Annotated in this window: 20 protein-coding genes; 8 read left to right on the top strand and 12 right to left on the bottom strand. The window is 61.7% G+C overall.

Annotated features, from left to right (window positions below; genetic code table 11):
• Window positions 1-10: 10 nt before the first annotated feature.
• The 3 genes from cobN to NA647_RS15510 all read right to left on the bottom strand — a co-directional run bounded on the left by cobN (window position 11) and on the right by NA647_RS15510 (window position 6205).
• Window positions 11-3886 (bottom strand): cobaltochelatase subunit CobN, encoded by a 3876-nt coding sequence (gene cobN, locus NA647_RS15520; RefSeq protein ID WP_256058516.1) that lies wholly within the window; start codon window positions 3884-3886, stop codon window positions 11-13.
• Window position 3887: 1 nt separating this feature from the next.
• Window positions 3888-5849, bottom strand: a complete 1962-nt coding sequence (locus NA647_RS15515) for a TonB-dependent receptor domain-containing protein (protein WP_256058515.1) — start codon at window positions 5847-5849, stop codon at window positions 3888-3890.
• Between the two features lie 98 nt (window positions 5850-5947).
• Window positions 5948-6205, bottom strand: coding sequence for a type B 50S ribosomal protein L31 (locus tag NA647_RS15510; RefSeq protein WP_256047015.1), 258 nt, complete (start codon window positions 6203-6205; stop codon window positions 5948-5950).
• 197 nt (window positions 6206-6402) lie between these two features.
• Here NA647_RS15510 and dksA point away from each other — a divergent pair, with 197 nt between their 5' ends.
• Both dksA and zigA read left to right on the top strand, forming a co-directional pair.
• On the top strand, window positions 6403-6807 hold the full coding sequence (gene dksA / locus NA647_RS15505; protein WP_256058514.1) for an RNA polymerase-binding protein DksA: 405 nt from the start codon (window positions 6403-6405) through the stop codon (window positions 6805-6807).
• Between the two features lie 10 nt (window positions 6808-6817).
• The gene (zigA, locus tag NA647_RS15500; protein WP_256058513.1) at window positions 6818-8023 is read left to right on the top strand and encodes a zinc metallochaperone GTPase ZigA; all 1206 of its coding nucleotides are present in this window, start codon (window positions 6818-6820) and stop codon (window positions 8021-8023) included.
• A 159-nt stretch (window positions 8024-8182) separates the two neighbouring features.
• Here the strand turns inward: zigA and NA647_RS15495 are convergent, their stop codons facing one another.
• The 3 genes from NA647_RS15495 to NA647_RS15485 form a co-directional block, all read right to left on the bottom strand.
• Window positions 8183-9022: a bifunctional allantoicase/(S)-ureidoglycine aminohydrolase gene (locus tag NA647_RS15495; RefSeq protein ID WP_131650231.1), complete on the bottom strand. Its 840-nt coding sequence runs from the start codon at window positions 9020-9022 to the stop codon at window positions 8183-8185.
• 277 nt (window positions 9023-9299) lie between these two features.
• The gene (locus tag NA647_RS15490; protein WP_256058512.1) at window positions 9300-10193 is read right to left on the bottom strand and encodes an MBL fold metallo-hydrolase; all 894 of its coding nucleotides are present in this window, start codon (window positions 10191-10193) and stop codon (window positions 9300-9302) included.
• Between the two features lie 141 nt (window positions 10194-10334).
• The gene (locus NA647_RS15485; RefSeq protein ID WP_256058511.1) at window positions 10335-11312 is read right to left on the bottom strand and encodes a GlxA family transcriptional regulator; all 978 of its coding nucleotides are present in this window, start codon (window positions 11310-11312) and stop codon (window positions 10335-10337) included.
• Between the two features lie 106 nt (window positions 11313-11418).
• Between NA647_RS15485 and NA647_RS15480 the strand changes: the two genes are divergently transcribed.
• Window positions 11419-11967 (top strand): cysteine hydrolase family protein, encoded by a 549-nt coding sequence (locus NA647_RS15480; RefSeq protein ID WP_256046983.1) that lies wholly within the window; start codon window positions 11419-11421, stop codon window positions 11965-11967.
• Window positions 11968-12110: 143 nt separating this feature from the next.
• Window positions 12111-13088 carry a GlxA family transcriptional regulator gene (locus NA647_RS15475; RefSeq protein ID WP_256058510.1) on the top strand — a complete coding sequence of 326 codons (978 nt, stop codon included), beginning with the start codon at window positions 12111-12113 and terminating at the stop codon, window positions 13086-13088.
• A gap of 20 nt (window positions 13089-13108) precedes the next feature.
• On the opposite strand, the gene NA647_RS15470 is transcribed toward NA647_RS15475, so the two are convergent.
• The 3 genes from NA647_RS15470 to NA647_RS15460 form a co-directional block, all read right to left on the bottom strand.
• Window positions 13109-14134, bottom strand: a complete 1026-nt coding sequence (locus tag NA647_RS15470) for an XdhC family protein (protein WP_256058509.1) — start codon at window positions 14132-14134, stop codon at window positions 13109-13111.
• Window positions 14121-14735 (bottom strand): nucleotidyltransferase family protein, encoded by a 615-nt coding sequence (locus NA647_RS15465; RefSeq protein WP_256058508.1) that lies wholly within the window; start codon window positions 14733-14735, stop codon window positions 14121-14123. Before NA647_RS15465 ends, NA647_RS15470 begins: the two co-directional genes overlap by 14 nt.
• A 274-nt stretch (window positions 14736-15009) precedes the next feature.
• On the bottom strand, window positions 15010-16488 hold the full coding sequence (locus NA647_RS15460) for an MFS transporter (RefSeq protein ID WP_256058507.1): 1479 nt from the start codon (window positions 16486-16488) through the stop codon (window positions 15010-15012).
• A 95-nt stretch (window positions 16489-16583) separates the two neighbouring features.
• Between NA647_RS15460 and NA647_RS15455 the strand changes: the two genes are divergently transcribed.
• The gene (locus NA647_RS15455) at window positions 16584-17129 is read left to right on the top strand and encodes a TetR/AcrR family transcriptional regulator (RefSeq protein WP_256058506.1); all 546 of its coding nucleotides are present in this window, start codon (window positions 16584-16586) and stop codon (window positions 17127-17129) included.
• Between the two features lie 108 nt (window positions 17130-17237).
• Here NA647_RS15455 and NA647_RS15450 read toward each other — a convergent pair whose 3' ends face one another.
• Window positions 17238-17489, bottom strand: a complete 252-nt coding sequence (locus NA647_RS15450; protein WP_256046976.1) for a hypothetical protein — start codon at window positions 17487-17489, stop codon at window positions 17238-17240.
• A 318-nt stretch (window positions 17490-17807) separates the two neighbouring features.
• Between NA647_RS15450 and NA647_RS15445 the strand changes: the two genes are divergently transcribed.
• The 3 genes from NA647_RS15445 (at window position 17808) to NA647_RS15435 (ending at window position 20768) form a co-directional block, all read left to right on the top strand.
• Window positions 17808-19259: a GMC oxidoreductase gene (locus tag NA647_RS15445; RefSeq protein ID WP_256058505.1), complete on the top strand. Its 1452-nt coding sequence runs from the start codon at window positions 17808-17810 to the stop codon at window positions 19257-19259.
• Between the two features lie 9 nt (window positions 19260-19268).
• Window positions 19269-19688 (top strand): hypothetical protein, encoded by a 420-nt coding sequence (locus NA647_RS15440; RefSeq protein ID WP_256058504.1) that lies wholly within the window; start codon window positions 19269-19271, stop codon window positions 19686-19688.
• Window positions 19689-19766: 78 nt separating this feature from the next.
• Window positions 19767-20768, top strand: a complete 1002-nt coding sequence (locus tag NA647_RS15435) for a 2-hydroxyacid dehydrogenase (protein WP_256058503.1) — start codon at window positions 19767-19769, stop codon at window positions 20766-20768.
• Window positions 20769-20859: 91 nt separating this feature from the next.
• Here the strand turns inward: NA647_RS15435 and NA647_RS15430 are convergent, their stop codons facing one another.
• Both NA647_RS15430 and NA647_RS15425 read right to left on the bottom strand, forming a co-directional pair.
• Window positions 20860-21033 (bottom strand): hypothetical protein, encoded by a 174-nt coding sequence (locus NA647_RS15430; RefSeq protein ID WP_256046971.1) that lies wholly within the window; start codon window positions 21031-21033, stop codon window positions 20860-20862.
• 459 nt (window positions 21034-21492) lie between these two features.
• Window positions 21493-22518, bottom strand: coding sequence for an AraC family transcriptional regulator (locus NA647_RS15425; RefSeq protein WP_256058502.1), 1026 nt, complete (start codon window positions 22516-22518; stop codon window positions 21493-21495).
• Between the last annotated feature and the right edge of the window lie 6 nt (window positions 22519-22524).

Genomic DNA, 22524 nt, shown 5'->3' with positions numbered 1-22524 from the left:
GGGTTTCGGTTCACTGAGAATTAAAAATCGGCTCGACGCGATGGTTGGCGAGCGCTTGGAGTAGGGCGCCAAGTACGAGGCACGACAGCAACGCGGCGATGCCGAGCAGAAGCCGCCATGGGTTCGGCGCTTCGCTCGGTTGCTCAGCCACTTCCTGCATCACCTGGCCGCGCACCGCCTCGTCCGCGCCCACGTTGCTTGAAGAGGTGGGCGTTGCGGCCGTTGGCGCGAGGCCGTAGCCGGCGGCCATCTGTTCGATGAAGTCTCGGGAAATCGGCTCGCCGGCATCGGCGCCATGTCCAGTGGTGAGCGCCTGCCAACGTTCGGCCAGTTCGCGTCGGGTTTGATCGGAGGCATCCCAGTAACCCTTGCGGATCGCCTCGGCCATACGCTCGATCAGCTGGGCCTGAGCCGTGGGGTTGTGTGCCTCGAACCATTGATCGAGGCCAAGCTCGCGCTGGTCCATTACGAAGGTGTCATGCAGGGCCTGCCATTGGTCGGCGCGAACCATGCTGCGGTCGGCGGCTTGCCAGCCCCAGAGGTTGTTGGCGACGTTCAACACCTCGAGCGTGCCGGCGTAGCCTTCCTGCTGCATTGCGCTGATCCATTGCGGGTTCAAGTAGCGGCTGCGCAGTTCACTGGCGAGGTAGCTCGCGGCGCCGGTCGTGCGGGGCTCGGTCTTGCGCAGGTCCGATATATAGAGCGACGGGCTGGCACCGTTGAGATGGCGGACCGCCAGGGAAAGTCCCCCTAGAAACTCGAACGGATGGTCGGTCGACAGCACGCCGTTGAGCTCGCTGGAGCGGGCCATGACCGCGGCCTGGCCCCCCCTGAGTTGTTCGGCGAACAGGTTCTGGCCGTCGATTTTCTCTCCCCAACTGCCGGTGCCGTAGCCATATTGCAACCGCGAGAGGAACTGCTCGGCGAGCTGCGAATCGTTTTCCCAGCGTGTGGAATCCATCGTCAACTGAGAAACACCGGTGCCGTAATCGCCGGGCTCGTTACCGAACAGCCGCAAGTGCGACAAGCGCTCGGCGCGATCGGCATCGACCCCTTGATCTTGTAGCCGCTGGGCCAGCAGCCGGCTGTTGCTGGCCAGCGTGTTGCCCGGTTCATCCAGCACGGCGAGCCGCTCCATCACATCGGCCAATTGCCGCATGAAGCCATCGAACTGATCGCGGTAGACGCTGGTGACCTGGACGACGACATCAATGCGTGCTCTGCCAAGTTCCGCTGCCGGGATGATCTCCAGGGCACGAACCCGTCCTCCCCCATCCCAAACCGGACGTACACCCAGTGCGTGCAAGACTTGGCTTTCGAGGATGCCCAGGTGGCGCATGGCTTCGGAGGACCACAGGCTGAAGGCGAGCTTCGTCGGCAATGCGCCTTCGTGCTCATCACGGTAGCTCGCGAGCAGTTGCTCCAGTGCCTTGCCGCCTGCCTCATAGGCCGCTCGGGTCGGCAACTTGTCGGCCTCGAAGGCGTAGAGGTTGCGACCGCTTGGCACGTCCGGATTGCGCACCGGATCGCCGCCGGGGCCGGGTGCGACGAAGCCGCCGGCAAGGCCGGTCAGCAGCGCTTCCATTTCACCTGTGTCGGTCAGCCGGGCGTCCAACACGCGTGCGCGTTCGATCTGCTCGCGCAGTTCGGTATCGGTAATCGAGTCAAGGCTTTCATCCTCGCGCAAATAACGCTGCAGGGTGCGATAGGGAAGGCTGGCCTGCAGTCCGGCGAAATCCTCGGCCATCGGCTCGTCGTCGGCCAGCTCCAGCGCACGCAGGTAGGGCTCGCCCAGCTGTTGCAGCACAGTGGCCAGACGGTGTTCGGCGGATGCAGGCTCGCCGAAGGTGTGCAGGCCGAGCGGCAAGTTCGCCTGGGCCATCTCGTGCAGGTAATCATGCAACGCCAGCAGGAAGTCTCCGGTATTGGCGCGCATGCGCGCTTCGTCCCAGCCAAGGTCTTCCAGCAGCTTGCTTTGCAAGGCCAACCGACGAATACGTTCGGCCGTGTTTTCACGCACCGCGCCCTCGTCAAGCTGCTGGTATTCGTGGATCAGCGCATGCACGTCGCGCAGCTCGTCATACAGCCCGGCGGGCGCAAAGGGCGGTGTCTGGTGACTGACGATGACCGCGCGACCGCGACGGCGCGCCTGTATGGCCTCGCCAATGTTGTCCTGAATGTAGGGGTAGAACACCGGCATATCGCCCAGCGCAAGGAAGGGGTAGTCGCTCGCGGCCAGGCCGCGATCCTTACCGGGTAGCCATTCCTGCGTGCCGTGCGTGCCGAAGTGAATCAGCGCATCGGCTTTAAAGACCTCTCGCAGCGCTTGATAGGCGGCCAGATAGAGATGATCCGGCGCGACCTTGCTGTCGTGATAGGCCTCGCCGGGACGGCCAGCACGCGGCGGTTGCGGCAGCAGTAATAGCTTGCCGAGGCGCGCGGCGGGAATGATGAAATGAGGCTTGCCGTCTACTTCACGTAGCGCCCAATGGTCAGTCGGATCGCCCCATCGCTCGAGTAATGCCTTGCGTCTGAATGCCGGCAGATCTGCGAGCCAACGCTGGTAGTCCGACAGCGGCAACGCCACGGCAAGGCCGTCGGCTAGCAGATCGTCCAGTGTGTCTGACCGGTAATAGCCGCCAAGCAGGCGCTGCGCCGTTTCGATCAGCTGCGCCTCACCCGTGACGGGCACGTCATAGCCGGCCGTCTGCAGCGCAATAGAGAGGCGCGCCAGGCTGCGTGGCACGTTGAGGTTGGACGCGGCCACGTTCTTTTCGCCGCCGGGATGGTTCCAGAACATCAACGTCAGACGTTTCTCCGCAGGGGCAAGCCGACGCAGCCGGGTCAGGCTGTCGACCTTGCCGAGCAGCGCCTCGACTTGCTCGGGGATTGGGGTCGGCTCGCCATTTTCGACGGCGGCGATCACCAGCGGATCGGTCATGCCCCAGCTTTCGGGGATGGTCAGCATGGCCGCGGCGGTTCGCGCCGTGATACCGCTATCGGACGCTTGCCAATGCGCAAAATCACCTTCCCGCCAGGTCAGGGTGGACAGCACCGGGATGCCAAGTGCTAGAAACTCTGCCTGACGTGCCGGACCGTTCTGCATGTGCTGAAGGTTGACCAGCACATCGCTGCGTGCGGGTATCAGCACCTTGCTCAGCGCCTGTGGGTCCCTGTCATCCATCCAGAACGCGATTGGAGCCTGGCCGCGCGATTCGCTGCTTTTCATCAACGCGTCGAGCAACTGCAAGTGGCTATCGACGATGGCACCGCGGTGAATGGCGAAGGCGACACGCGGCGCATCTTTCGTCCAGCGATCGGCGCCCCAGGCGAGGTATTCGTCGAGTTCTGTAAAGGGCGCGGGTGCGTCGGGATGATAGAAGCCGACCTTGCCCAGCTCCGTAGGGGCAGGAATCGAGTCGGTGGGGAGGTCGTCGTGCCAGGCTCGCAGGTAGGCGAACAGATCCCTGAGGTTCTGTTCGCCACCGTTAGCGTAATAACCGATCAACCGCCTGGCGACCGGCATAGGCAGGTTGCCAAAGGCAGGCGAACCCCCGCCGACGCGTATCCAAGGCGTGCCCCTCGCGATTAGCGCGTCGAACTGCTGCTGGACCGCCGCAAGGTCCGCAGGGCGCGGCGTGTCCAGTATCAGCAGGTCCGCGTCAGTGCCGTGTTGCGGCGTGGCTACCGAGGACACGCGCAGGGTATCGAGCGTGACACCGTATCGGTCCGCCCAGCCCGCCAGCCGGTCGAACTTGCCCTGCAGGACGAAGTCGGTCGTCAGCACCTGTACATGAATGTCTTGCCGTACCGGATTGGCGAACGCAGTCGCTCCCCAGCCGGCCAGCGCGATTAGCGCCGCGCCGATTCTGATCCAACTGGACATGTCAGAAACTCAGGCTCAAGCCGACGTGATAGGTGCGGCCCGGTTCGGCGAAGGTGAAGTTGTCAGACGCATCGCTGAAGTCTTCGTCGGTCAGGTTTTCGATGCCGCCGCGAATGCTCAGGGCGTCGGTAATCCGCTGCGTCAGCTCCAGATGCCACAGGCTGTAGGCCGGCACCGCATAGGCGGTGTTGCTGGAATAGGTCAGCTGGCTGCCGACGTATTCGCCACGCAGCTGCCCGGTGAACGTGGCGTTCGGCGTCCATTGGAGTTGGGTGTTGGCCAGATGACGCGCGCGATCACCCAGGCGCCGGTCGGCGCTGCGGTCGATGGCGTCGAGGTAGGTGTAGTTCAGGTCCCAGCGCAGGTTGGCGGGCAAATCTACACCGCCGCCTAGCTCAAGCCCGCGGATGCGCGCTTCGTCGACGTTGTCGTAGTTGCGAACTTCTTGGCCGCGAACGCCACAGCTCGATACGCAGACCGTTTGGATCAGACCACGCACGTTGTTCTGAAAGACACCCGCGTTCGCGGACCAGCCGTCTGCCTGATAGTCCACGCTGATTTCGTACATGGTGTTGATCTCGGGTTCGAGATCCGGATTGCCGTTAATCTTGAACATCCCGCCGCCGCCGATGGCCGAATAGCCCGGCGATAGCTGCTTGAGTGAGGGCGCCTTGAACCCGCGGCCGCCGCCGCCCTTGATCGTCAGGGCATCGTTAACATGGTGAACCAGGTAGGCACGCGGGCTGTTGTGCCAGCCGTATTCCTCGTGCTGATCGAAGCGGTTGCCCAGGACCAGCGACCAGGCCGGGTTGAACTGGATTTCATCCTGCAGAAACAGCGCACGGTGAATGATTCGGGCATCGCCTGTCGTAAAGCCGCCGTCCTCCAGCTGCTCCTTGCGCCACTCGCCGCCGAGCGTGATCAGGTGCATGTCGGCAAATGGCAGGGTCAGGCTGCCATCGACGATGTCGTCGGTGAGTTCCTGACGTGGCGAGGAGGGGACCACGCCGTTGGTATAGCGGTTGGTACGCTCCAGTGTGTTGCGGTAGGCGCGCAGCGAGCTGCTGCCCCACGCCCAGTCGCCGCTATGGACGAGGGAGAATCGCTCACGTTCGATGCGATCGCTGGACTCGTACTCCACCGGTGCGCGTCCAGCACTGCGAGTGTTGCGCCAGCGATCCTCCAGGCCGCTTGCATAGCTGAGGTCGATGCGTTGCGCGGTGTCTGGCGTCCAGCTCAGCGTGATGTCGCCGCTGTGTGCGTCACGGCCTTCGATCTCAGACGGCGAGGTATCGTCGTGAAAGGGCGTTTCCTGGCGGCGCCGCGTCTCGCCGCTCATGGATAGGCCGAGCAGTCCAGGCACAAGCGGGCCGCCGGCATAGGCCCCAAGTTGGTGTGTCTGGCCGCCGCGCCCGTCCTCGCGTACGCCGCCGTTGATCTGCGCCGCGCCCTGCCATGCGTCCGTAGCGCGCCGTGTGATCACATTGACCACACCCCCGAGCGCCTCGGAGCCGTAGAGCGAGGACATCGGGCCGCGTATCACCTCGATGCGCTCGATAGCCTCCACCGGCACCCAGCCCAGATCGAAATCGGCGTGCGCCACGGCGCCTGCGGCCGTATTGATGCGCTGCCCGTTCAACAGTACGAGCGTGTGCTCGCTTCCCATCCCACGAATGCTGACGCCACGGCGTGTCATGCCAATGCCGGTGAACTGGAGCCCCGGCGTGCCGCGCAGGGCATCTTCGAGATCCTGAACGGGCCGCATGCTCAGTTCCTTGCGGGTGATGACCGTAACGCTTGCGGGTGCATCGCTCAGCTGGCGCACCGTGGAGGTGGCGGTGATGACCGTGGGTTCGAAGTTCAGGGTCTGGTCAGCGCCCAGTGCGGCCAGAGGTAGCAGGGCGAGGGCAGCAACGAGTCGGGCGGGTGTGCGGACAGTAAGAAGGTGGGGCTTGCGGGACATTGAAGCGTCTTCCGTGGCTTGGATGATTGTGATCGGGGGCTAGGGCGCTATCCGCTCGAATATTCGAGCGGATCGTCTTGGCGTTGTGAAAAGTGCGATCACTTCTTCGTGGTAAATCCTGCGAAGCGCTTGTTGAAGCCCGCGATACGGCCTTCGGACGTCGTTTTGCGTTGCTGGCCGGTGTAGACCGGATGCGATGCGCTGGATACGTCGAGCGCCACGTACGGGTAGGTATTGCCATCGGTGTGCTGGTGCGTACGGCTGGATTCGACCGTTGAGCCAATCAGGAAGTAGACGTCCGCCGCCGTGTCGTGGAACAGGACGGGACGATAGTCGGGATGGATGCCTGGTTTCATAAGCCGCTCCTTCATTTCGAGTTGGGTGTGATTGATATGGCTGCAAATGTTATATCATAACAATGTCTAGCTGGGCGACACCCTTGATGGGATCCCACCCGTAGCCCAGCAGGTATGCCAAACGCCTTTATCAAGAAGAACGTCAGAGAGCGGATTTATGGATGTCGTGTCGTCTCAATCGATCATTGGTGCCACCCATGACTGAGCAGGAACTGCTTCAGCAACCCTCCAGCGCATACATGAGCGAACAGCAGCAGGCGTTCTTTCGCGAACTGCTGCTGACCGAGCGTCGTGAGCTGCAGGAGCGAATCACGAGCGAGTTCGATGAACTACGCGATCACGAGCCGAGCAGCGATCCTGCGGATATCGGTAGTACGGAGGAGCAGCGACAGTGGCAGCTACGCCTGCTCGAACGTGAGAAGAAGCTGCTCGACAAGATTGACCGGGCACTTGAGCGCCTGGCCCGCGGCGAATACGGCTGGTGTGAGGAAACCGGCGACCCGATCGGTCTGCGCCGCCTGTTGCTGCGACCTACTGCGACGTTGTGCATCGAGGCCAAGGAGCGGCAGGAAAAGAAAGAGAAACATCTACGTGAGACTTGAGGCTCCCCCTATGACTGATCGACTTCCCGTCACCGTACTGTCCGGCTTTCTTGGCGCCGGCAAGAGCACGCTCCTCAACCATGTGCTGAAGAACCGCGAGAACCGTCGTGTCGCGGTGATCGTCAACGACATGAGCGAAATCAACATCGACGGCAGCGAAGTACAACGCGACGTAAGCCTTAATCGTGCCGAAGAGAAACTGGTGGAAATGAGCAACGGCTGCATCTGCTGCACCTTGCGCGAAGATCTGCTGGAGGTGGTTAGTCGCCTGGCTCGCGAAGGCCGTTTCGACTACCTGCTGATCGAATCCACCGGCATCGCGGAACCCTTGCCGGTGGCCGAGACCTTTACCTTCCGCGACGATCAGGGGCGGAGCCTGTCCGACCTCGCGCGCCTGGATACCATGGTCACGGTGGTCGACGGGGTCAACTTTCTCCTTGATTTCCACGAAGCGGAGAGCTTGGCCAGCCGCGGCGAGACGTTGGGCGAAGAGGATGAACGCTCTATTACCGATCTGCTGATTGAACAAGTAGAGTTCGCCGACGTCATCCTGATCAGCAAAATTGATCTGATTTCCAGCGCCGAACGTGAAGAGCTGACTGCCATCCTGCGCGGCCTCAATACGCGCGCTGAAATCATTCCGATGAGCATGGGCCAGGTGCCGCTGGGCAATATCCTGGATACCGGCCGCTTCGATTTCGAGCGTGCCGCTCAAGCGCCAGGCTGGCTCAAGGAGCTACGGGGCGAGCACGTGCCCGAAAGCGAGGAGTACGGTATCGCCTCAACCGCGTATCGTGCGCGTCGGCCATTCCATCCGCAGCGTTTCCATGAATTTCTGATCCGTGACTGGAGCAATGGCAAGCTGCTGCGCTCCAAGGGCTTCTTCTGGCTTGCGAGCAAGCACCAAGAGGCCGGTAGCTGGTCCCAGGCCGGTGGTCTGATGCGCCATGGTCTGGCGGGGCGTTGGTGGCGCTTCGTACCGAAGACACAATGGCCCACTGATGATGAGGGGATGCAGGAAATTCTCAAGCACTGGGACGTCCAGACCGGCGACTGCCGGCAGGAGCTGGTTTTCATTGGTCAGAACATCGATTTCGAACGACTGAGCGCGGAACTGGATGCCTGCCTGCTCGACGACCAGGAGATGGCCGCGGGCGTGCAGACTTGGGAGCGACTTCCCGACCCCTTTGGCTCCTGGCACGAGGCTGTCACCTGATGCCAGCGAGCCGGTCGAGAAGCAGTCACGGCACGTGGCCGACAGCTGGTCGCTTCCATCCTGGCTTTCTAGATCAACTGGCGACCGCTTCGCGAACGAACCGCAGAAATGAAAACGCCCTCCTGGCCGAGAGGCGAGGAGGGCGTTCGATGCGAAGGATCAGGCCCGGTGGTTGTACTTGCCCAGGTCCATGTGACGATTCACATCCTTGTACAGCAGGTAGCGGAACTTGCCGGGGCCGCCGGAGTAGCAGGCCTGCGGGCAGAAGGCGCGTAGCCACATGTAGTCGCCTGCTTCCACTTCGACCCAGTCCTGGTTCAGGCGATAGACGGCCTTGCCTTCCAGTACGTACAGGCCGTGCTCCATCACGTGGGTTTCGGCGAATGGGATCACCGCACCCGGCTCGAAGGTCACGATGTTCACGTGCATGTCATGGCGCATGTCGCTCATGTCGACGAAGCGAGTAGTGACCCACTTGCCATCGGTGCCCGGCATCGCGATCGGCTCGACGTCCTGCTCGTTGGTGACGAACGCCTCCGGATATGGCAGCCCTTCGACGGCCTGGTAGTACTTGCGTACCCAGTGGAAGCGTGCAGGGGCGCCGCTGTTGTTGCGCAGGCTCCATTTGGCCGCCGGCGGGATGAAGGCGTAGCCGCCCGGACGCATGACGTGCTGGGTGCCTTCGAGGGTCAGGGTGAACTCGCCATCGACCACAAAGAGTACGCCTTCGGCGTTCGGATCCTGCTCGGGCTTTTCGCTGCCACCGCCGTCGGCCAGTTCAACGATGTACTGGGAGAAGGTCTCGGCGAAGCCGGACAGCGGGCGGGCGAGCACCCACATGCGCATGTTGTCCCAGAAGGGCAGATGGCTGGTGACGATGTCGCGCATCACGCCCTTCGGAATGACGGCGTAGGCCTCCGTGAACATCGCGCGATCGGTCAGCAACTCAGTCTGCGCTGGGTGCCCGCCAGTGGGGGCGTAGTACCTTGTGTTTGCCATATGACTCCCATCTTGTTGGTGGTGCCTGCGGTCGAGATGGCCGCAGGCTGGGTGCGGAGCTATGTGCTCAATTGTACACATGCTGACAAATAAATCTCCAGCAATTGTATACAATCATTGATCGTTTCAGACCTGAGCTACATTCTTGAGCATGATGGAGTCGGTGCAAAGCCCCCGTTTCACTGGATCATCCGCCAGCCGCCCGCTCGACTGCAACGGCGTTAGAAGCCCTGGCTAGGGCAGGTAGGCCGCCCTGATAAGGCGGCCCCAAGCCAGCTTAGAACTTCAGTGTTGCCCCATCCTCGGGAATCTCGACGCGTTCCTGAATGCCTTTCTCCTGAACGTAGGCTTTCAACTCTTTACGGCTCAGCCTCATATGGTTGATGGCATCCATGTGCGTCGCCACCACGGTTGCGTCCGGCACCGCCTGGGCGGCCCGCAGCACATCTTCCTTGCCCATGATGATGGCGCCGTTATAGCCAGTCACCTGCGCATAACCCGCGTTCAGCACTATGACTTCCGGCTCGTATTGGGTTAGCGCCTGGTCGACCTCGTCGCGCCAGATGGTATCGCCTGCCAGATAGAGCGTTTTGTGCTCTGGCGCTTCGAAGACGACGCCAATCGCAACGCCGAGAAACTCTGCGAGTTCAGGGGTGGCGAACATTTTGTCGGTACCGTGCTGGCCGCCGGTCCTGCTTAGCGTGACGCCACCGAACTCCGCTTGGTCAGTGAGAATCCGGACGTCGCGAAAGCCCTGCCCACGGATGATCTCGGCATCGGATTCGTTCTGTACGAACAGCGGGAGATCCTTGGGCAACATCTGCTGCGCGGCCTCATCCCAATGATCCAGATGGGTGTGCGTGACGATCACCGCATCGACCCCGGCGAGTACCTCTTCGGCCGGCATCGGCAGCTCGACCAGCGGGTTACGAAGTTCGCTGCGGTAAGTGCCCTCGAAGCCTGGGTAAGTGCCTTTCTTCGCGAGCATCGGGTCGATCAGAAAGGTCGTGTCGGCGTAGGTGATTATCAGCGTAGCACTGCGGATCTGCTGCAGCTGAACTTGCTCGGCAGGCGTGGCCGATGTGTCTGCTGGTTGTGCCGAGGCAAACGCGCTGGTGAAGGCGAGGCTGACGGCCAAAGCCAGTGAACTGCTGATTTTTGCAAAGTGCATGGAACACTCCTGGGTTCGTTTCGAAGGAGCGCATTGTGGGAGCGGGAGGGAATAAGTAATAGCGGCCCAAAAGACAATCATGGATAAAAACGGGCCATTCTTTGAGCGAATTGTGGCTCTTGGGGCGAGCGCGGAGCCTGTTTATGAAACCGCGCTGAAACGTCGTCGGTACTCGCTAGGCGTAAGCCCGACGATGCCTGTAAATACCTTGCGGAACGCGCCGGGGTCTCCATAGCCGACCTCCCAGGCGATCCGTTCGATGGACAGCTGGCTTGCCTGTAACATCTCTCTCGCGCGGCCCACGCGCAGGCGCTGGCAGTATTCGGTGGTGGTCATGCCGGTCGCTTTTTGAAAGCGGCGCAGAAAGGTGCGAACTTCCATGCCGGCACGTTGCGCCAGATCAGCCAGGACGATCTGCCGGGCGCCTGTTTCTTGCAGCCAGTGCTGCACTGCCAGCACGGCCTGATCACCGTGAGCCAACCGCGGCGCGAAGGCGCTGTAGTAACGCTGCTGGCGTCCGGGCGGATCGACGAGAAGCATCTGGGCGGTGTCGATCATCACCGCAGCGCCCAGGTAGCGGTCCACCAATCGCAATCCGAGGTCGATCCAGGCCATGACGCCGCCGGCGGTGATGATGTCGTCGGCGTCGATGATGAGCTGGTCGATATCGAGCTGCACGTCTGGAAAGCGCTCCGCGAATTTCTCCACATAGAGCCAATGCGTCGTGATGGTGCGACCGGACAGCAAGCCTGTTTCGCCAAGCAGGAAAGCGCCTGCACACACGGACGCGAGCGTGGCCCCCGCGCGGTGCTGCGCCTGCAGCCATTCTCTGTAGGGCGCCGCTGCGCTGGTGGCAATCGGTTCTTCCAGGCTCGGGGGCAGAATCAGCACGGCGGGCGTCGTGCTCATGCCGGCACGCGAATCCTGTACTCGCACCGGAGTTTCGCTGGGGCTTTGTTTTTGCCACTGGCTGATGCGCAAAACCGGCGTATCCGGCACCCCTCGCTCGTCGGCGATTCGTTGTGCAAACGCGAACAGGTCGGTCAGGCCCAGAACCGTCGCCAGCTGCGCACCGGGATACAGCAGCATCCCGATTTCTATAACGTCTCTATCCGGCATGTGTCGATCCAGCCCTTGAAGATGTCGATCTCGCCACTTCGCAACAAGCGCCCCGATGGCTGATGATGGTCACGCTTCCCCTTACACCATCGTCAAGGAGCCAATAATGAGCAAGCGTGCATTGGTCGTAATCGATCTGCAGAACGAATACTTGCCGACGGGCAATCTACCGCTGACCGGTATCGAGGCGGCCGTCGATAACGCAGTAAAAGTGATTGCCGACTCCCGCGCCAAGGATGTCCCGGTTATTCACATCCGTCATGAATTCGTCCACGGGGAAGTCCCGGCTTTCGTTCCGGGGACGCAAAACGTCGAGATCCAACCCGCTGTCGCCCCGCAGAATGACGAGCCTGTCATCGTCAAGAACTACCCCAACTCGTTCCGTGAAACGGAGCTCAAGCGTTTGCTCGACGAGCAGGGTGTAGAAGAGGTCGTGATCGTCGGCGCGATGAGTCATATGTGTGTCGATGCCGGCGTTCGTGCCGCAGCCGATCTGGGCTATTCGGTAACCGTGCTGCACGATGCCTGCGCGACGCTGGATCTGGAGTTCGAGGGTGTACAGGTTCCGGCCGCTCAAGTGCATGCGGCCATGATGGCTGCCCTGAAGTTCGGCTACGCCAATGTGATTTCGACGCAAGCCTATCTGACGGCCTGAGCCGTCCGTTGCATTTCCCGATCCGTGCACGATCCACAGGTCGGGGAAGCACCTGCCAGCGATACCGCTCAGCACTCGATGTTTGACCTGAATGACGCTCTTGAATATTTTCAGGCCATCTTTTCCAAAGCGGGTCATCTGTCATGTCCATACTTCGCGTTGCCGTCCTGGCGTTCGATGGCGTGAGCCTGTTCCACCTCTCCGTGCCCGGAATGGTCTTTGGCGCCGCCAAGGATGCACCGGACCTGCCGCATTACGAAGTTCGATATTGCGCTGCAAAGCCAGGCCAGGTCCGTAGCGATCAAGGCGTGATGATCGACGTGCCCGATGGGCTGGAGGCGATGGCGCGTGCCGATATCGTCATCGTGCCGGCATGGAGCGATCCCAGCCTGCACGCGCCGGCCGAGCTGACCGACGCCTTGCGCCGGTGCCATGCACAGGGCGCATTGATCGTCGGCTTGTGCCTGGGCGCTTTCGTGTTGGGCGACGCCGGCCTGCTGGATTACCGCGAAGCCACTACGCATTGGGTGGCGCGCGAGCTGTTCGCTCGGCGCTTCCCCAGCAGCCACTTCCGCCCGGATGTGCTCTACGTTTCTGACGACAACATCGTCACCTCGGCCGGTACGGTCGCCGCCATCGACTGTTGCCTGCACTTGCTTCGTCAGCGTCATGGTGCCGACGTAGCGAATCGGATGGCTAGGCTGCTGGTTACACCGCCGCACCGGCAAGGCGGGCAGGCGCAGTACATCGAACAGCCTGTCCCGCAATTGGCGAGCGAAAGCCGGCTGCCCGGCGTGCTGGAGTGGGCGCGGGAACATCTGGCCGAACCCTTGTCGCTCGATACGCTGGCCGATGTGGCCAGCATGAGCCGCCGTACCTTCACCCGCCGTTTTCGCGAAACCACGGGCACGACCTTCATCAAATGGCTCAACGCCGAACGTGTCGCGCGGGCACAACAACTTCTGGAAACCACCGAGATGCCGATCGACTGCATCGCATCGGAGGTCGGCTTCGGCACGTCGCTTTCACTGCGTCAGCAATTCGCTGCGCAATTGGGCACGACCCCCTCGGATTACCGGCGGACCTTCTGTAAGGAGCTGCGCTCAAAGGCGCTCAGCTAAACGGTCGCGTGAACAAGCGATCAGGCCCATGCTGGGCTCGTGGATTCCCGCTGCTCCTTGGCCTCGGCCACCAACTGGTCGCGGGCGAGCGGCACAGCGTTCTTCACCGCCAGGACCTCGGCCATGACGCTCACCGCGATTTCTGCCGGCGTCTTGCTGCCAATGTAGATGCCGATCGGACCGCGGAGGCGTTGCAGGGATTGCTCAGTCTCGCCGAAGTGAGCGATCAGCCGTTCTCGCCGGCTCTGGTTGTTGCGCCGCGAGCCGATGGCGCCGACATAGAACGCCGGACTCTGCAGAGCCGCCAGCAGGGCGAGGTCATCCAGCTTGGGGTCGTGGCTCAAGGCGATGACGCAGCTGCGCGGGTCGGGTCGGAAGGCGACGACCTCGTCGTCCGGCATGCCGCTGACCAGTTCCACTTCGGCCACCGACCAGGTGTCCATGTACTCGATGCGCGGGTCGCACACCGTCACCTTGAAGCCGTTGAACAGCGCCATGGTGGCGACATACTCCGCGAGTGCACCAGCGCCGATCAGCAGCATGCGATAACCAGGACCGAGGGTATTGATCAGCCGCGTGCCATCGAACTGCAGCGCCTCGGGGGTTGGCGTGCTCGTCAGTGCCACCTCACCGCTGGCGATGTCTAAGGATCGGCGTACGAGGTTGCCACGGTCGAGATCGAACAGCAGTTTCTCCAATGACTCCAGCGCCGGGTCGAACTCCAGCACGAGCTCAAGCGTTCCGCCGCAGGGCAGGCCGAAACGATGGGCCTCGTCGGCGCTTACGCCGTAGCGCACCACCTCGGGCGTGCCTTGTGGAAGTCCCGCAGCGCCGAATGCCGTGGTGTAACGATGGATCAGATCATCCTCGATGCAACCGCCGGAAACGCTTCCCACCGCCCGGCCATCGTCACGCAAGGCCATCATCGAGCCGGTCGGGCGCGGCGAAGATCCCCAGGTCCTCACCACGGTGGCGAGCATCACGCGGCGGCCCTGCGCGAGCCAGGTGCTGGCGGTGCGCAGAACGATGAGGTCAATACTTTCCATTGGGTTCCCCCTCGAAATCAGATGTCTGCCGGATCTGCAGCAGGTGCCGCGCCAACGTCAGATCGTCACAGGTATCCACATCGATGATGGCGCCTGCGTCCTCCACCGAGAGCTCCAGGACCCGCCCTAGCAGCTTGTTGCCCCGCACGATCACGGATGCACCGGTATCCCCCTGCAGGGCGGCCAGCTCGGCGAAATACTGCCGCTGGAAGCCGACGGGATGCCCGCGCCGCGAGCGCCAGTTCGGCACGACGATGGGGTTTTCGACCAGGGCTTGAGCTACCTGTCGAATGGTGCTCGCCCTAATCAGCGGCAAATCGCCGGGAAGGATCATCCAGGCAGGCGCATTGGCGGTTGCCCTGACGCCCATGGCGATTGACTCGCCCATGCCAGCCGTACCGCCTTCAGGGCGAACCAGAAAAGACTTCAGTCCGGCGGCCTCTACGGCGTTCAGGACATGCGAAAGCACCGACTGGCCGGCGAGCACCGCGTCGAGCTTATGGCCTGCGCCGCCGGATACGGAAAAGCGTTCGCCGCGGCCTGCCGCAAGCACCAGAACCATAACGTCGGTTGGGGAATTCAGCTGCAAGAGGGATGTCATTGAGGTTGGTCATGCCAGAGAAAAACAAGCAGCTACGACTGCGCCTGAGTGGATAGACCGCATAACCTCGAAAACGACCCATTAAAGGCTTCGTTCGCGCAAGGGAAAAGGCTGTCGGCCGAACGCAGCTATGAGCCATATCGATCAATGCCGCTTTGATGCAGCGCAACGAGCCAGGTGTTGCCTTGATGTCCAGAGCGGTCATTTCGATGCAGGCGGGTTTGCTGGCATCTCCAGTTGGCGTGAGGCTTCGTCCTGCTGCTTGCGCGTTCCACTAATGAGAGCGGCGGGTGGACAGGGCGATGCCGACCGATGCCGCGCCGAGCAGGGCGACGACCCCGATCATTACCGTCACGAAGGCGCTGTCGAAAGCGCTTTGCGCCAGGCTGACGAGCGGGGCGGCGAGGGCATCTGGCAGGGATTCGGCGGCGATCAGCGCGCCGTCGAGGCTGTCTCGGGCCAGCGCTGGCGCCGCGCTGCCTGCCGGTGCGGCGAAGGCTGCGGAATACACCGCGGACATCAAACTACCCAATATGGCAATGCCCAGTGCACCGCCCAGCTCGTATGACACCTCTTCGATCGACGCCGCCATTCCGGCGCGGTCTGGCGGCGCATGCAACAGCATGGCGCTGGAGGCGGCAGTCATTGCCGCGCCGATGCCGAAACCGAGCAGGCTGAACGACAGAATCTGAACCCATAGCGCGGCGCCATAACCCAGCAGATACAGCAGCGCCCCGGCTGCCGACAGGGCGAGGGATGTGCTCAGGATGCGTTCGGCCCCGAAGCGCGGCAACGCCAGTCCGGCAAGCGGACCGGCGACGAAGGCGCCGAGTGGAATTGGCAGAATGGCCAGACCGGCCTGCAATGGCGATAAGCCGACCACCAACTGCAGTCGCTGGCTGACCACCAACTCCATGCCCATCAATGCTGCCGAGGCGATCAACGCCGTCGCTACGCCTGCCGAGAAGCTGCGGTCGCGAAACAGCGCGAATTCGATCATCGGTACAGTCGTCTGGCGCTGGCGCCGCAGGAAAGCCAAGCCGCATACAAACGCCGTGATTGCCGCCGCGCTGGCTTGCAGCACTGACGGGTCTGGCTTGCCGGCTTCCTTGATGGCCAGCGTCAGTCCGACCAACGCACCCATGATCCACAGCGAGGCGAGCAGGTCGAACGGCCGATCGGGGTTGCCGGGCCGGGCGGGCACCCAGATCACAGCGAGCACCAAAGCCACGATTACGATCGGCACGTTGATGATGAACACCGAGCCCCACCAGAAATGTTCCAGCAGCACACCGCCGACGACCGGGCCGAAGGCGGCACCGCCCGAAGCGATAGCGGCCCATATGCCGAACGCCAGGGCGCGCTCGCGGACGTCCTCGAAGACGTGACGGATGATCGCCAGCGTGGCCGGCATCATCATCGCCGCACCTACCGCCAATGCCACCCTGGCGGCGATCAGCGCCTCGGCACTAGGCGAAAAGGCAGCGCCCAGCGAGGCCCCGCCGAATACCACCAGTCCGGCGATGAACATTCGCTTGTGGCCGAAGCGGTCCCCCAGCGCGCCCATGCCGGGCAGCAGGCCCGCGACCGTGAGCGCATAGGCGTTCACGATCCACAGCTTCTCGGTGGCCGAGGCGCGCAGTTCGTAGGTCAGGCTGGGCAACGCCAGGTAGATTACCGTCATGTCGATGACGATCAGCAAAAGTGCGCTGGACAATATGCCCAGCACGAGCCAGCGAAGAGGTGATTTCAACGGGTCGTCCTCAGTTCCGGTATTCCAGCAATTGGCTGGGGGAAAACGTTGCGGCAGAATATAAATACATACGTATTTAATTTAAAGGGGTGAATGTGGGCAGAAAGAGAACCATCGATCGGGAGGTACTGCTGGATGTGGCTGAAGGAATCGTCAATCGACAAGGTGCCGCAGCATTGACGATAGACGCCGTCGCCAAGGCGGCGGGCATTACCAAGGGTGGTGTGCAGTACAGCTTCGGTACCAAGGACGAGCTGATTAACGCGATGTTCGAGCGTTGGGGCAGGGGTTATACCGAGCAGTTCCAGCGCATCGCCGGGGACGACCCCGATCCGCTGACGGCGGTGCGCGCGCATGTCGAGGCCACTCGCGGCTCGGATTCCGGTTCTCACGCCAAGGCGGCGAGTCTGTTGGCGGCGCTGCTACAAACTCCCGAGCACCTGCAGTCGACCCAGGCGTGGTACCGGGAGCGCCTTGCCGGACTCGACACCTCGACCGAAGAAGGACGCCGCGCCCGTGTCGCCTTTTTCGCTGCTGAAGGCATTTTCACGCTGCGCTTCTTCCGCCTGATGGAAATAGGCGAGGAGGAGTGGACGGACGTCATGAGTGATATCGCTGCAGTGGTCCGTCCGGATAGCTGACGGGGCCTCGACGCGGCGACTGGGTGGACTCATCACGACCGAAACTAGGCGCGAGCAGCGCTATAGCAGCCCTGCGCCGTATGAGAGACAGGGCCACGACCAGACGCGCTAGCGTTGCCCTGTCTTTTCTTCCTCAGGCTCTGCCTGCTCATCGGCTCGCTCGTATGCGTTTTCCGCTTCTTGCTCGGTCATGCGCGGATCCGGATCGACGCCAGTCGGGTTTTCGTAGCCATGTGCCGACTCTTCACCGCTCTGGCTCGGATTCGCATTCTGGCGGTCATCGAGGGTTTCCTGATTGGCTGCTGCGCTGGTTGCGACCAGCAGGGCGAGAGCCGCGGTGGCGATGTTTGGGACAATCATGATGGGCCTCGATAGTTGAGTCGGGGGTTCTGCTTCGACCCGGTACCGTGGCGATCGTTGGCTCCATCCATCCGCTTGCGTCGCGCCGCGACGCTTGAGGCCAATCCATGGTTTGACCGAGTCGGATCCGGGTGAATGGTCCAGCTCGCTCTGGCTCGGGGGGAACTTAAGCCTCTACCGCCGGTCGAGTTAACCTGGCAACACTGCGGATCGGCGGGGCCGATGCGGAAGGAACGCTTACGGCGCGCAGCAGGAGCTGCGCGAACTGTTGGAGGCGGCCGTCCGAGAACGACGCTGCGATATGGAAAGGGTAGTTGGGTGGATATCAACCGAGTAAGCGCAAGGGATGTCGACAAGGCACATTATGAGTTGGTCGTCATAGGATCTGGTTTCGGCTCCAGTTTCTTTCTGACCGAAGCGTTAAAGCACCTTACCGGGCGTGCGCTGATCATCGAATGGGGTGATTTCCATCCCTGGGACTGGCAGATCCAGACCCAGAGCAGTTCGGCAATCGCGCCTGAATCCACGTACGACAATCGCGGCGAGAAGCCTTGGAATACCACCATTGCGCTCGGCGGCGGCATGAATTGCTGGTTCTCGCAGACGCCTCGGTTGCACCCCAGCGATTTCGCCACGCGCAGCCGCTATGGCGTCGGTAATGACTGGCCGCTGAGCTACGAGGACCTGGAGCCTTATTACTGCCAGGCCGAACAGATCATGTCGATCGCAGGCGATGAGGACATGGCCAAGGTGCTGCCTCGCAGCCAGCCGTTCCCGCAGCCGCCGCACAAGGGCTCGTCGATCGACATGATCATGAAGCAGGCAATGCCTGACCATCACTTCATCATGCCGACCGGTCGGGCTCGGGTCGCGACCGGTACTCGCGGTGTCTGTTGCGCGAACGCGACCTGCAATCGATGCCCGGTCAACGCGAAATTCACAGCGCAGAACGGTCTGGCCGACCTGTTCAACCATCCCAAAGTCGACGTCTGCCTGAAGACAGAGGTGCGCACGCTCGAATACGAAGGCAACACCGTCAAGGGCGCCACGATCCGTTCCGAGGGTCGCGAATTCAAGGTTTTCGGTGATCTGTTCGTGCTCGGCGCCAATGCCATTCAGAGCCCAGCGATCCTGTTGCGTTCGGATATCGTTCATGGCGAAACCGGCATGGGCCTGCATGAACAGGTGGGCGCGAACGTCGAGGTCTATCTCGACGGCCTAGGCAATTTCGATGGCAGCACCATCACCACGGGCCTGAACTATTCGCTCTACGACGGTGAATTCCGCAAAGAGCATTCGGCCTGTCTGGTCTATTTCGAAAACCGTTGGCCGTATGGCCTTCGTCCGGAGCGCGGTCGCTGGAACCAGACGCTGCCGTTGATGCTGGTCAGCGAAGACCTGCCCAACGTGGAAAACCGAGTCCTCATCGATCCAAAAAACGGCCAGGCGATCATCGATTACCGAGGCGAGTCCGATTACGGCATGAAAGGCGTCCAGTACGGTCTGGACAGTCTGGAAAAGCTGCTAGCGCCGTTGCCGGTCGAATCGATCAATTTCCGTGAATGGCGTCTGACCGAGTCCCACGTCCAGGGCACGCTGCGCATGGGGCAGGTCGACGACGGCTCGGTGGTCGACGGCCAGATGCTGCACCACCGCATGAGAAATCTCGTCGTTGTGGGCACCGCAACCTACCCAAGCTGCTCGCCGGCCAATCCGAGCCTGACCGCCGCCGCTCTGTCCATCCGTGCCGCCGATCTGCTCTATAGCTAAGGAATGCCCATGAAGCGCCGCACATTATTGCTCTCATCCGCCGCCGCGCTAGGCGTTGCTGCTGTCGGCTCGGCAGCCTGGGTGTACGAAGACCGCCAGGTATTCATTCCCGAACTGTTGCACCAGCTTGTCGGCGACTTTCAGATGTCGGACGAGGATCAGCGAAAGTTTGTCGATGCGATGGCCGGGCACTATGGTTCGGAGAAGCTCACGGCACTGATGGGGCTGTACAAGATCCGCCAACAAACCGGTGTCGGCAGCGCCTATACCGATCTTCGGGTGGACAACTTCGAACGTAGACTGCTGACGGACTTCATGGTCTCGACCGATTACCTGCGCCGCCAGCACGAAGCCAATCCAATGGTAGCCTTCCTTGGCTATCGTCTACCTTGTAGTAATCCCTATGCGCGATTCGACGGGCTGGCTTGACCTATCTCGTCGGGCTGACTCACGTATCTCGCGAGGAGCACGCGGCAGACCGGCGTCGTAGATATCAAGGAGCCATCCATGCGCATCGCGGTATTCAGCACGAAACCATACGACCGCCGCTTCCTCGAACAGGCCAACCAGGCGCACGGCCATGAGCTGGTCTATCTCGACCCTCGCTTGACCGCCGAAACAGCGGCGTTGGCCGCAGGCTTCAGGTGTGTTTGCGCCTTCGTCAACGACCGCCTCGACCGCGAGGTCCTGCAGCTGTTGCAGGCGAACGGCACCGAGCTGATCGCGCTGCGCTCGGCGGGCTTCAATCACGTCGACCTGCCCGAGGCGCGTCGGCTCGGTATGACGGTGGTGCGCGTGCCGGCGTATTCGCCTCACGCCGTGGCGGAACACGCGGTCGCGTTGTTGCTGAGCCTCAACCGCATGACCTTCCGTGCCTACAACCGCGTGCGCGAAGGCAATTTCTCGCTCGATGGCCTGTTGGGCTTCGATCTCTGCGGCAAGACCGTCGGAGTGGTTGGAACGGGCGAAATCGGGCTAATTTTTTCCCGGATCATGCGCGGGTTCGGTTGCAAGGTGCTGGCCAGCGATCCCTTCCCGAAAGCCGATGCCGAGGCGTTGGTGCAATACGTGCCGCTGGAAACGCTGCTGGCCGACGCCGATATCATCTCCCTGCATTGCCCGCTGACGCCGCAAACCGATCACCTGATCGACGCCCAGGCCATTGCGCGAATGAAGGATGGTGTCGTGCTGATCAATACCGGTCGTGGGCGCGTGGTCGATACCAAGGCCGTCATCGACGCGCTCAAGAGCGGAAAGATCGGCCGGTTGGGCCTGGACGTGTACGAAGAGGAAGAGCAGCTGTTCTTTCAGGACCTGTCCCAAGGCGTCATCAGCGATGACACTTTCATGCGCCTCACGACGTTTCCCAACGTGCTGATCACCGGCCATCAAGCCTTTTTCACGACCGAGGCGCTGACCAACATCGCTGAGACCACCCTGGCCAATATCAGCGCGTTCGAACGGGGTAACGGAACCCTGCATCGAATAGCGGCCGACCACGTGGTGTGAAGAAAGCGGGTCTGTTTTCGGTCAGCCTTGCTGCGTGATCATTGTGTCGCCGATGGCCGCTTTCGCTGCTGCTGTCCCGAGCGGCTTCTCCTTAGCGATCAGCGAGTGCCAGCTCGCTGATCAGCATCCCGCACGAGACCCGGAAAAGCTGATCGCCACGTCTGATCGTGAGCGGCGCTCGCTCGGCGATCACCGCACCGCTGCCGAGCATGTGATCGATGTGGGTACGCAACTGGTGATATTGCCTGGTGTAGTCCCGGTTCATCTTGCCCCCGTAGCTCTGGTGTGTTCGGGTCCATGGTCTAGGACCAACGACAGACCGATTCGTCGCACACAACTAGAGATTTTCCTTGCCATCACTCGTCTGATATTGGCGAGCAACACAGCCGCACCGTTGGTATAAAGATGGATAGCCTGTAGTATCAATTCGCTATCGCGGCCGCGAAGCTTTCAAACGGATGAGACAAAGCGCAATGAACGAGCATGCCGTACCGGTGTTGATCGCATTTCTGACTGTGGCTGGTATTGCGGCGTTTTTGCTGCGTCGAGCATTCAAAGCATTGAATCGTCAGCAGAACGACGCGGGGTCGGTACAGCTATCGGCCAATCGCGACGGGCAGGATGACAGCCAGGTAGAACCCCGTTCTGCACGATAGTCGCCAAACCTGCGCCCCTTCGGTGGGCCGTTTAGACAAAGCCCAAAGCGATACTGTCGGCCTTGGCTCTACCTATCGAAGAGTTGGCTCAGGCTGCTCGGCGCAAGGCCGGTCCAGCGTTTGAACGATCGCCGGAAGTTGGTGGTGTCGTTAAAGCACAGGTAACTCGCAACTTCCTCGTTGCTATAACCCTTCATCTGATACAGATAGAGCGCTACGTGCTTGCGCACCAAATCGAGCTGTTCCTGAAAATGAGTACCCTGTTTTTGCAGCTTGCGCTTTAAAGAGGCAGGGCTCATCCCGAACGCCTGAGCGACCCGTTCGAGGTTCAGCGGTGCGCGGATATTGGCATGGAGGTAGTCATACAGCTGATCGATAAAGCTGCACTGCCAACCTAGGCTCGCCAGTTGTGCATGGCTGGCCTGCTGGGCAACCTGGCCCGCAGTGGTCGAGGCATTTGGCCAAGGTGTGTGCAGGTACTCTCGGGGTAGGCTCATCATTGTCCACTGGCTGTCGAACGTCAGGTTCTCGCTCAGATGGACCCAGTACTGTTCGATGTGGCGTGGCTGCGCATAGCTGAAATAAAAGCGCCACGGCAGTCGCTCCCCCGATAGGCGCCGGGTCATGGCGACCACCGCGGTCAGGCTGGCCTCAACCAGAAAACGCTGCTGGTCTTCCGTGCCCCAACTTTCCACCCAGTACAGATGAGCCTGCTTGTCGTCGAGCAGCAGCCTCGGTGTCAGCAGCGGGCTGAGCAACACGCGGAATTGCTGCAGGTGTTCCAGTGCCTGGAGCAGCGTGCAGGCGTGGTTCAGTGCGTGGCTGGTTTCGCCGTAATGGCCTGGCAGCAGTCGTTGCCCAAGCAGAAAACTGCTGTCATCGGCGTCCAGCAAGCGTTGCGCATTGCTGATCAGCGTGAGCAATTGCGTCGGACTGATGCGTGCTAGGCCGCTGGTGATGTCCTCGTAAAACAGCCCGGTACCGCGCAGCAACTGATGGCTGCCGATCCCGCGCGACAACGCCAGGTCGATCAGTACGGCTGGTTGGTGATGAGCCGCGATGAAGCGCGTGTCACATTCGTAACCGAGGGGCATGGTCTG

It is taken from the genome of Stutzerimonas stutzeri (assembly GCF_024448985.1).
Lineage (GTDB): Bacteria > Pseudomonadota > Gammaproteobacteria > Pseudomonadales > Pseudomonadaceae > Stutzerimonas > Stutzerimonas stutzeri_AP.
The sequence above is the reverse complement of the archived record's forward strand: the minus strand, read 5'-3'. Positions and strand labels throughout refer to the sequence as shown.

Excerpts from the sequence above, each read along its gene's own strand:
- NA647_RS15440 (WP_256058504.1), top strand. The coding sequence starts at position 19,269 with ATGAAGCGCCGCACATTATTGCTCTCATCCGCCGCCGCGCTAGGCGTT.
- NA647_RS15470 (WP_256058509.1), bottom strand. The coding sequence starts at position 14,134 with ATGGAAAGTATTGACCTCATCGTTCTGCGCACCGCCAGCACCTGGCTC.
- NA647_RS15480 (WP_256046983.1), top strand. The coding sequence starts at position 11,419 with ATGAGCAAGCGTGCATTGGTCGTAATCGATCTGCAGAACGAATACTTG.
- NA647_RS15465 (WP_256058508.1), bottom strand. The coding sequence starts at position 14,735 with ATGACATCCCTCTTGCAGCTGAATTCCCCAACCGACGTTATGGTTCTG.
- zigA (WP_256058513.1), top strand. The coding sequence starts at position 6,818 with ATGACTGATCGACTTCCCGTCACCGTACTGTCCGGCTTTCTTGGCGCC.
- NA647_RS15475 (WP_256058510.1), top strand. The coding sequence starts at position 12,111 with ATGTCCATACTTCGCGTTGCCGTCCTGGCGTTCGATGGCGTGAGCCTG.
- cobN (WP_256058516.1), bottom strand. The coding sequence starts at position 3,886 with ATGTCCAGTTGGATCAGAATCGGCGCGGCGCTAATCGCGCTGGCCGGC.
- NA647_RS15425 (WP_256058502.1), bottom strand. The coding sequence starts at position 22,518 with ATGCCCCTCGGTTACGAATGTGACACGCGCTTCATCGCGGCTCATCAC.
- NA647_RS15450 (WP_256046976.1), bottom strand. The coding sequence starts at position 17,489 with ATGATTGTCCCAAACATCGCCACCGCGGCTCTCGCCCTGCTGGTCGCA.
- dksA (WP_256058514.1), top strand. The coding sequence starts at position 6,403 with ATGACTGAGCAGGAACTGCTTCAGCAACCCTCCAGCGCATACATGAGC.
- NA647_RS15510 (WP_256047015.1), bottom strand. The coding sequence starts at position 6,205 with ATGAAACCAGGCATCCATCCCGACTATCGTCCCGTCCTGTTCCACGAC.
- NA647_RS15490 (WP_256058512.1), bottom strand. The coding sequence starts at position 10,193 with ATGCACTTTGCAAAAATCAGCAGTTCACTGGCTTTGGCCGTCAGCCTC.
- NA647_RS15495 (WP_131650231.1), bottom strand. The coding sequence starts at position 9,022 with ATGGCAAACACAAGGTACTACGCCCCCACTGGCGGGCACCCAGCGCAG.
- NA647_RS15435 (WP_256058503.1), top strand. The coding sequence starts at position 19,767 with ATGCGCATCGCGGTATTCAGCACGAAACCATACGACCGCCGCTTCCTC.
- NA647_RS15485 (WP_256058511.1), bottom strand. The coding sequence starts at position 11,312 with ATGCCGGATAGAGACGTTATAGAAATCGGGATGCTGCTGTATCCCGGT.
- NA647_RS15515 (WP_256058515.1), bottom strand. The coding sequence starts at position 5,849 with ATGTCCCGCAAGCCCCACCTTCTTACTGTCCGCACACCCGCCCGACTC.
- NA647_RS15430 (WP_256046971.1), bottom strand. The coding sequence starts at position 21,033 with ATGAACCGGGACTACACCAGGCAATATCACCAGTTGCGTACCCACATC.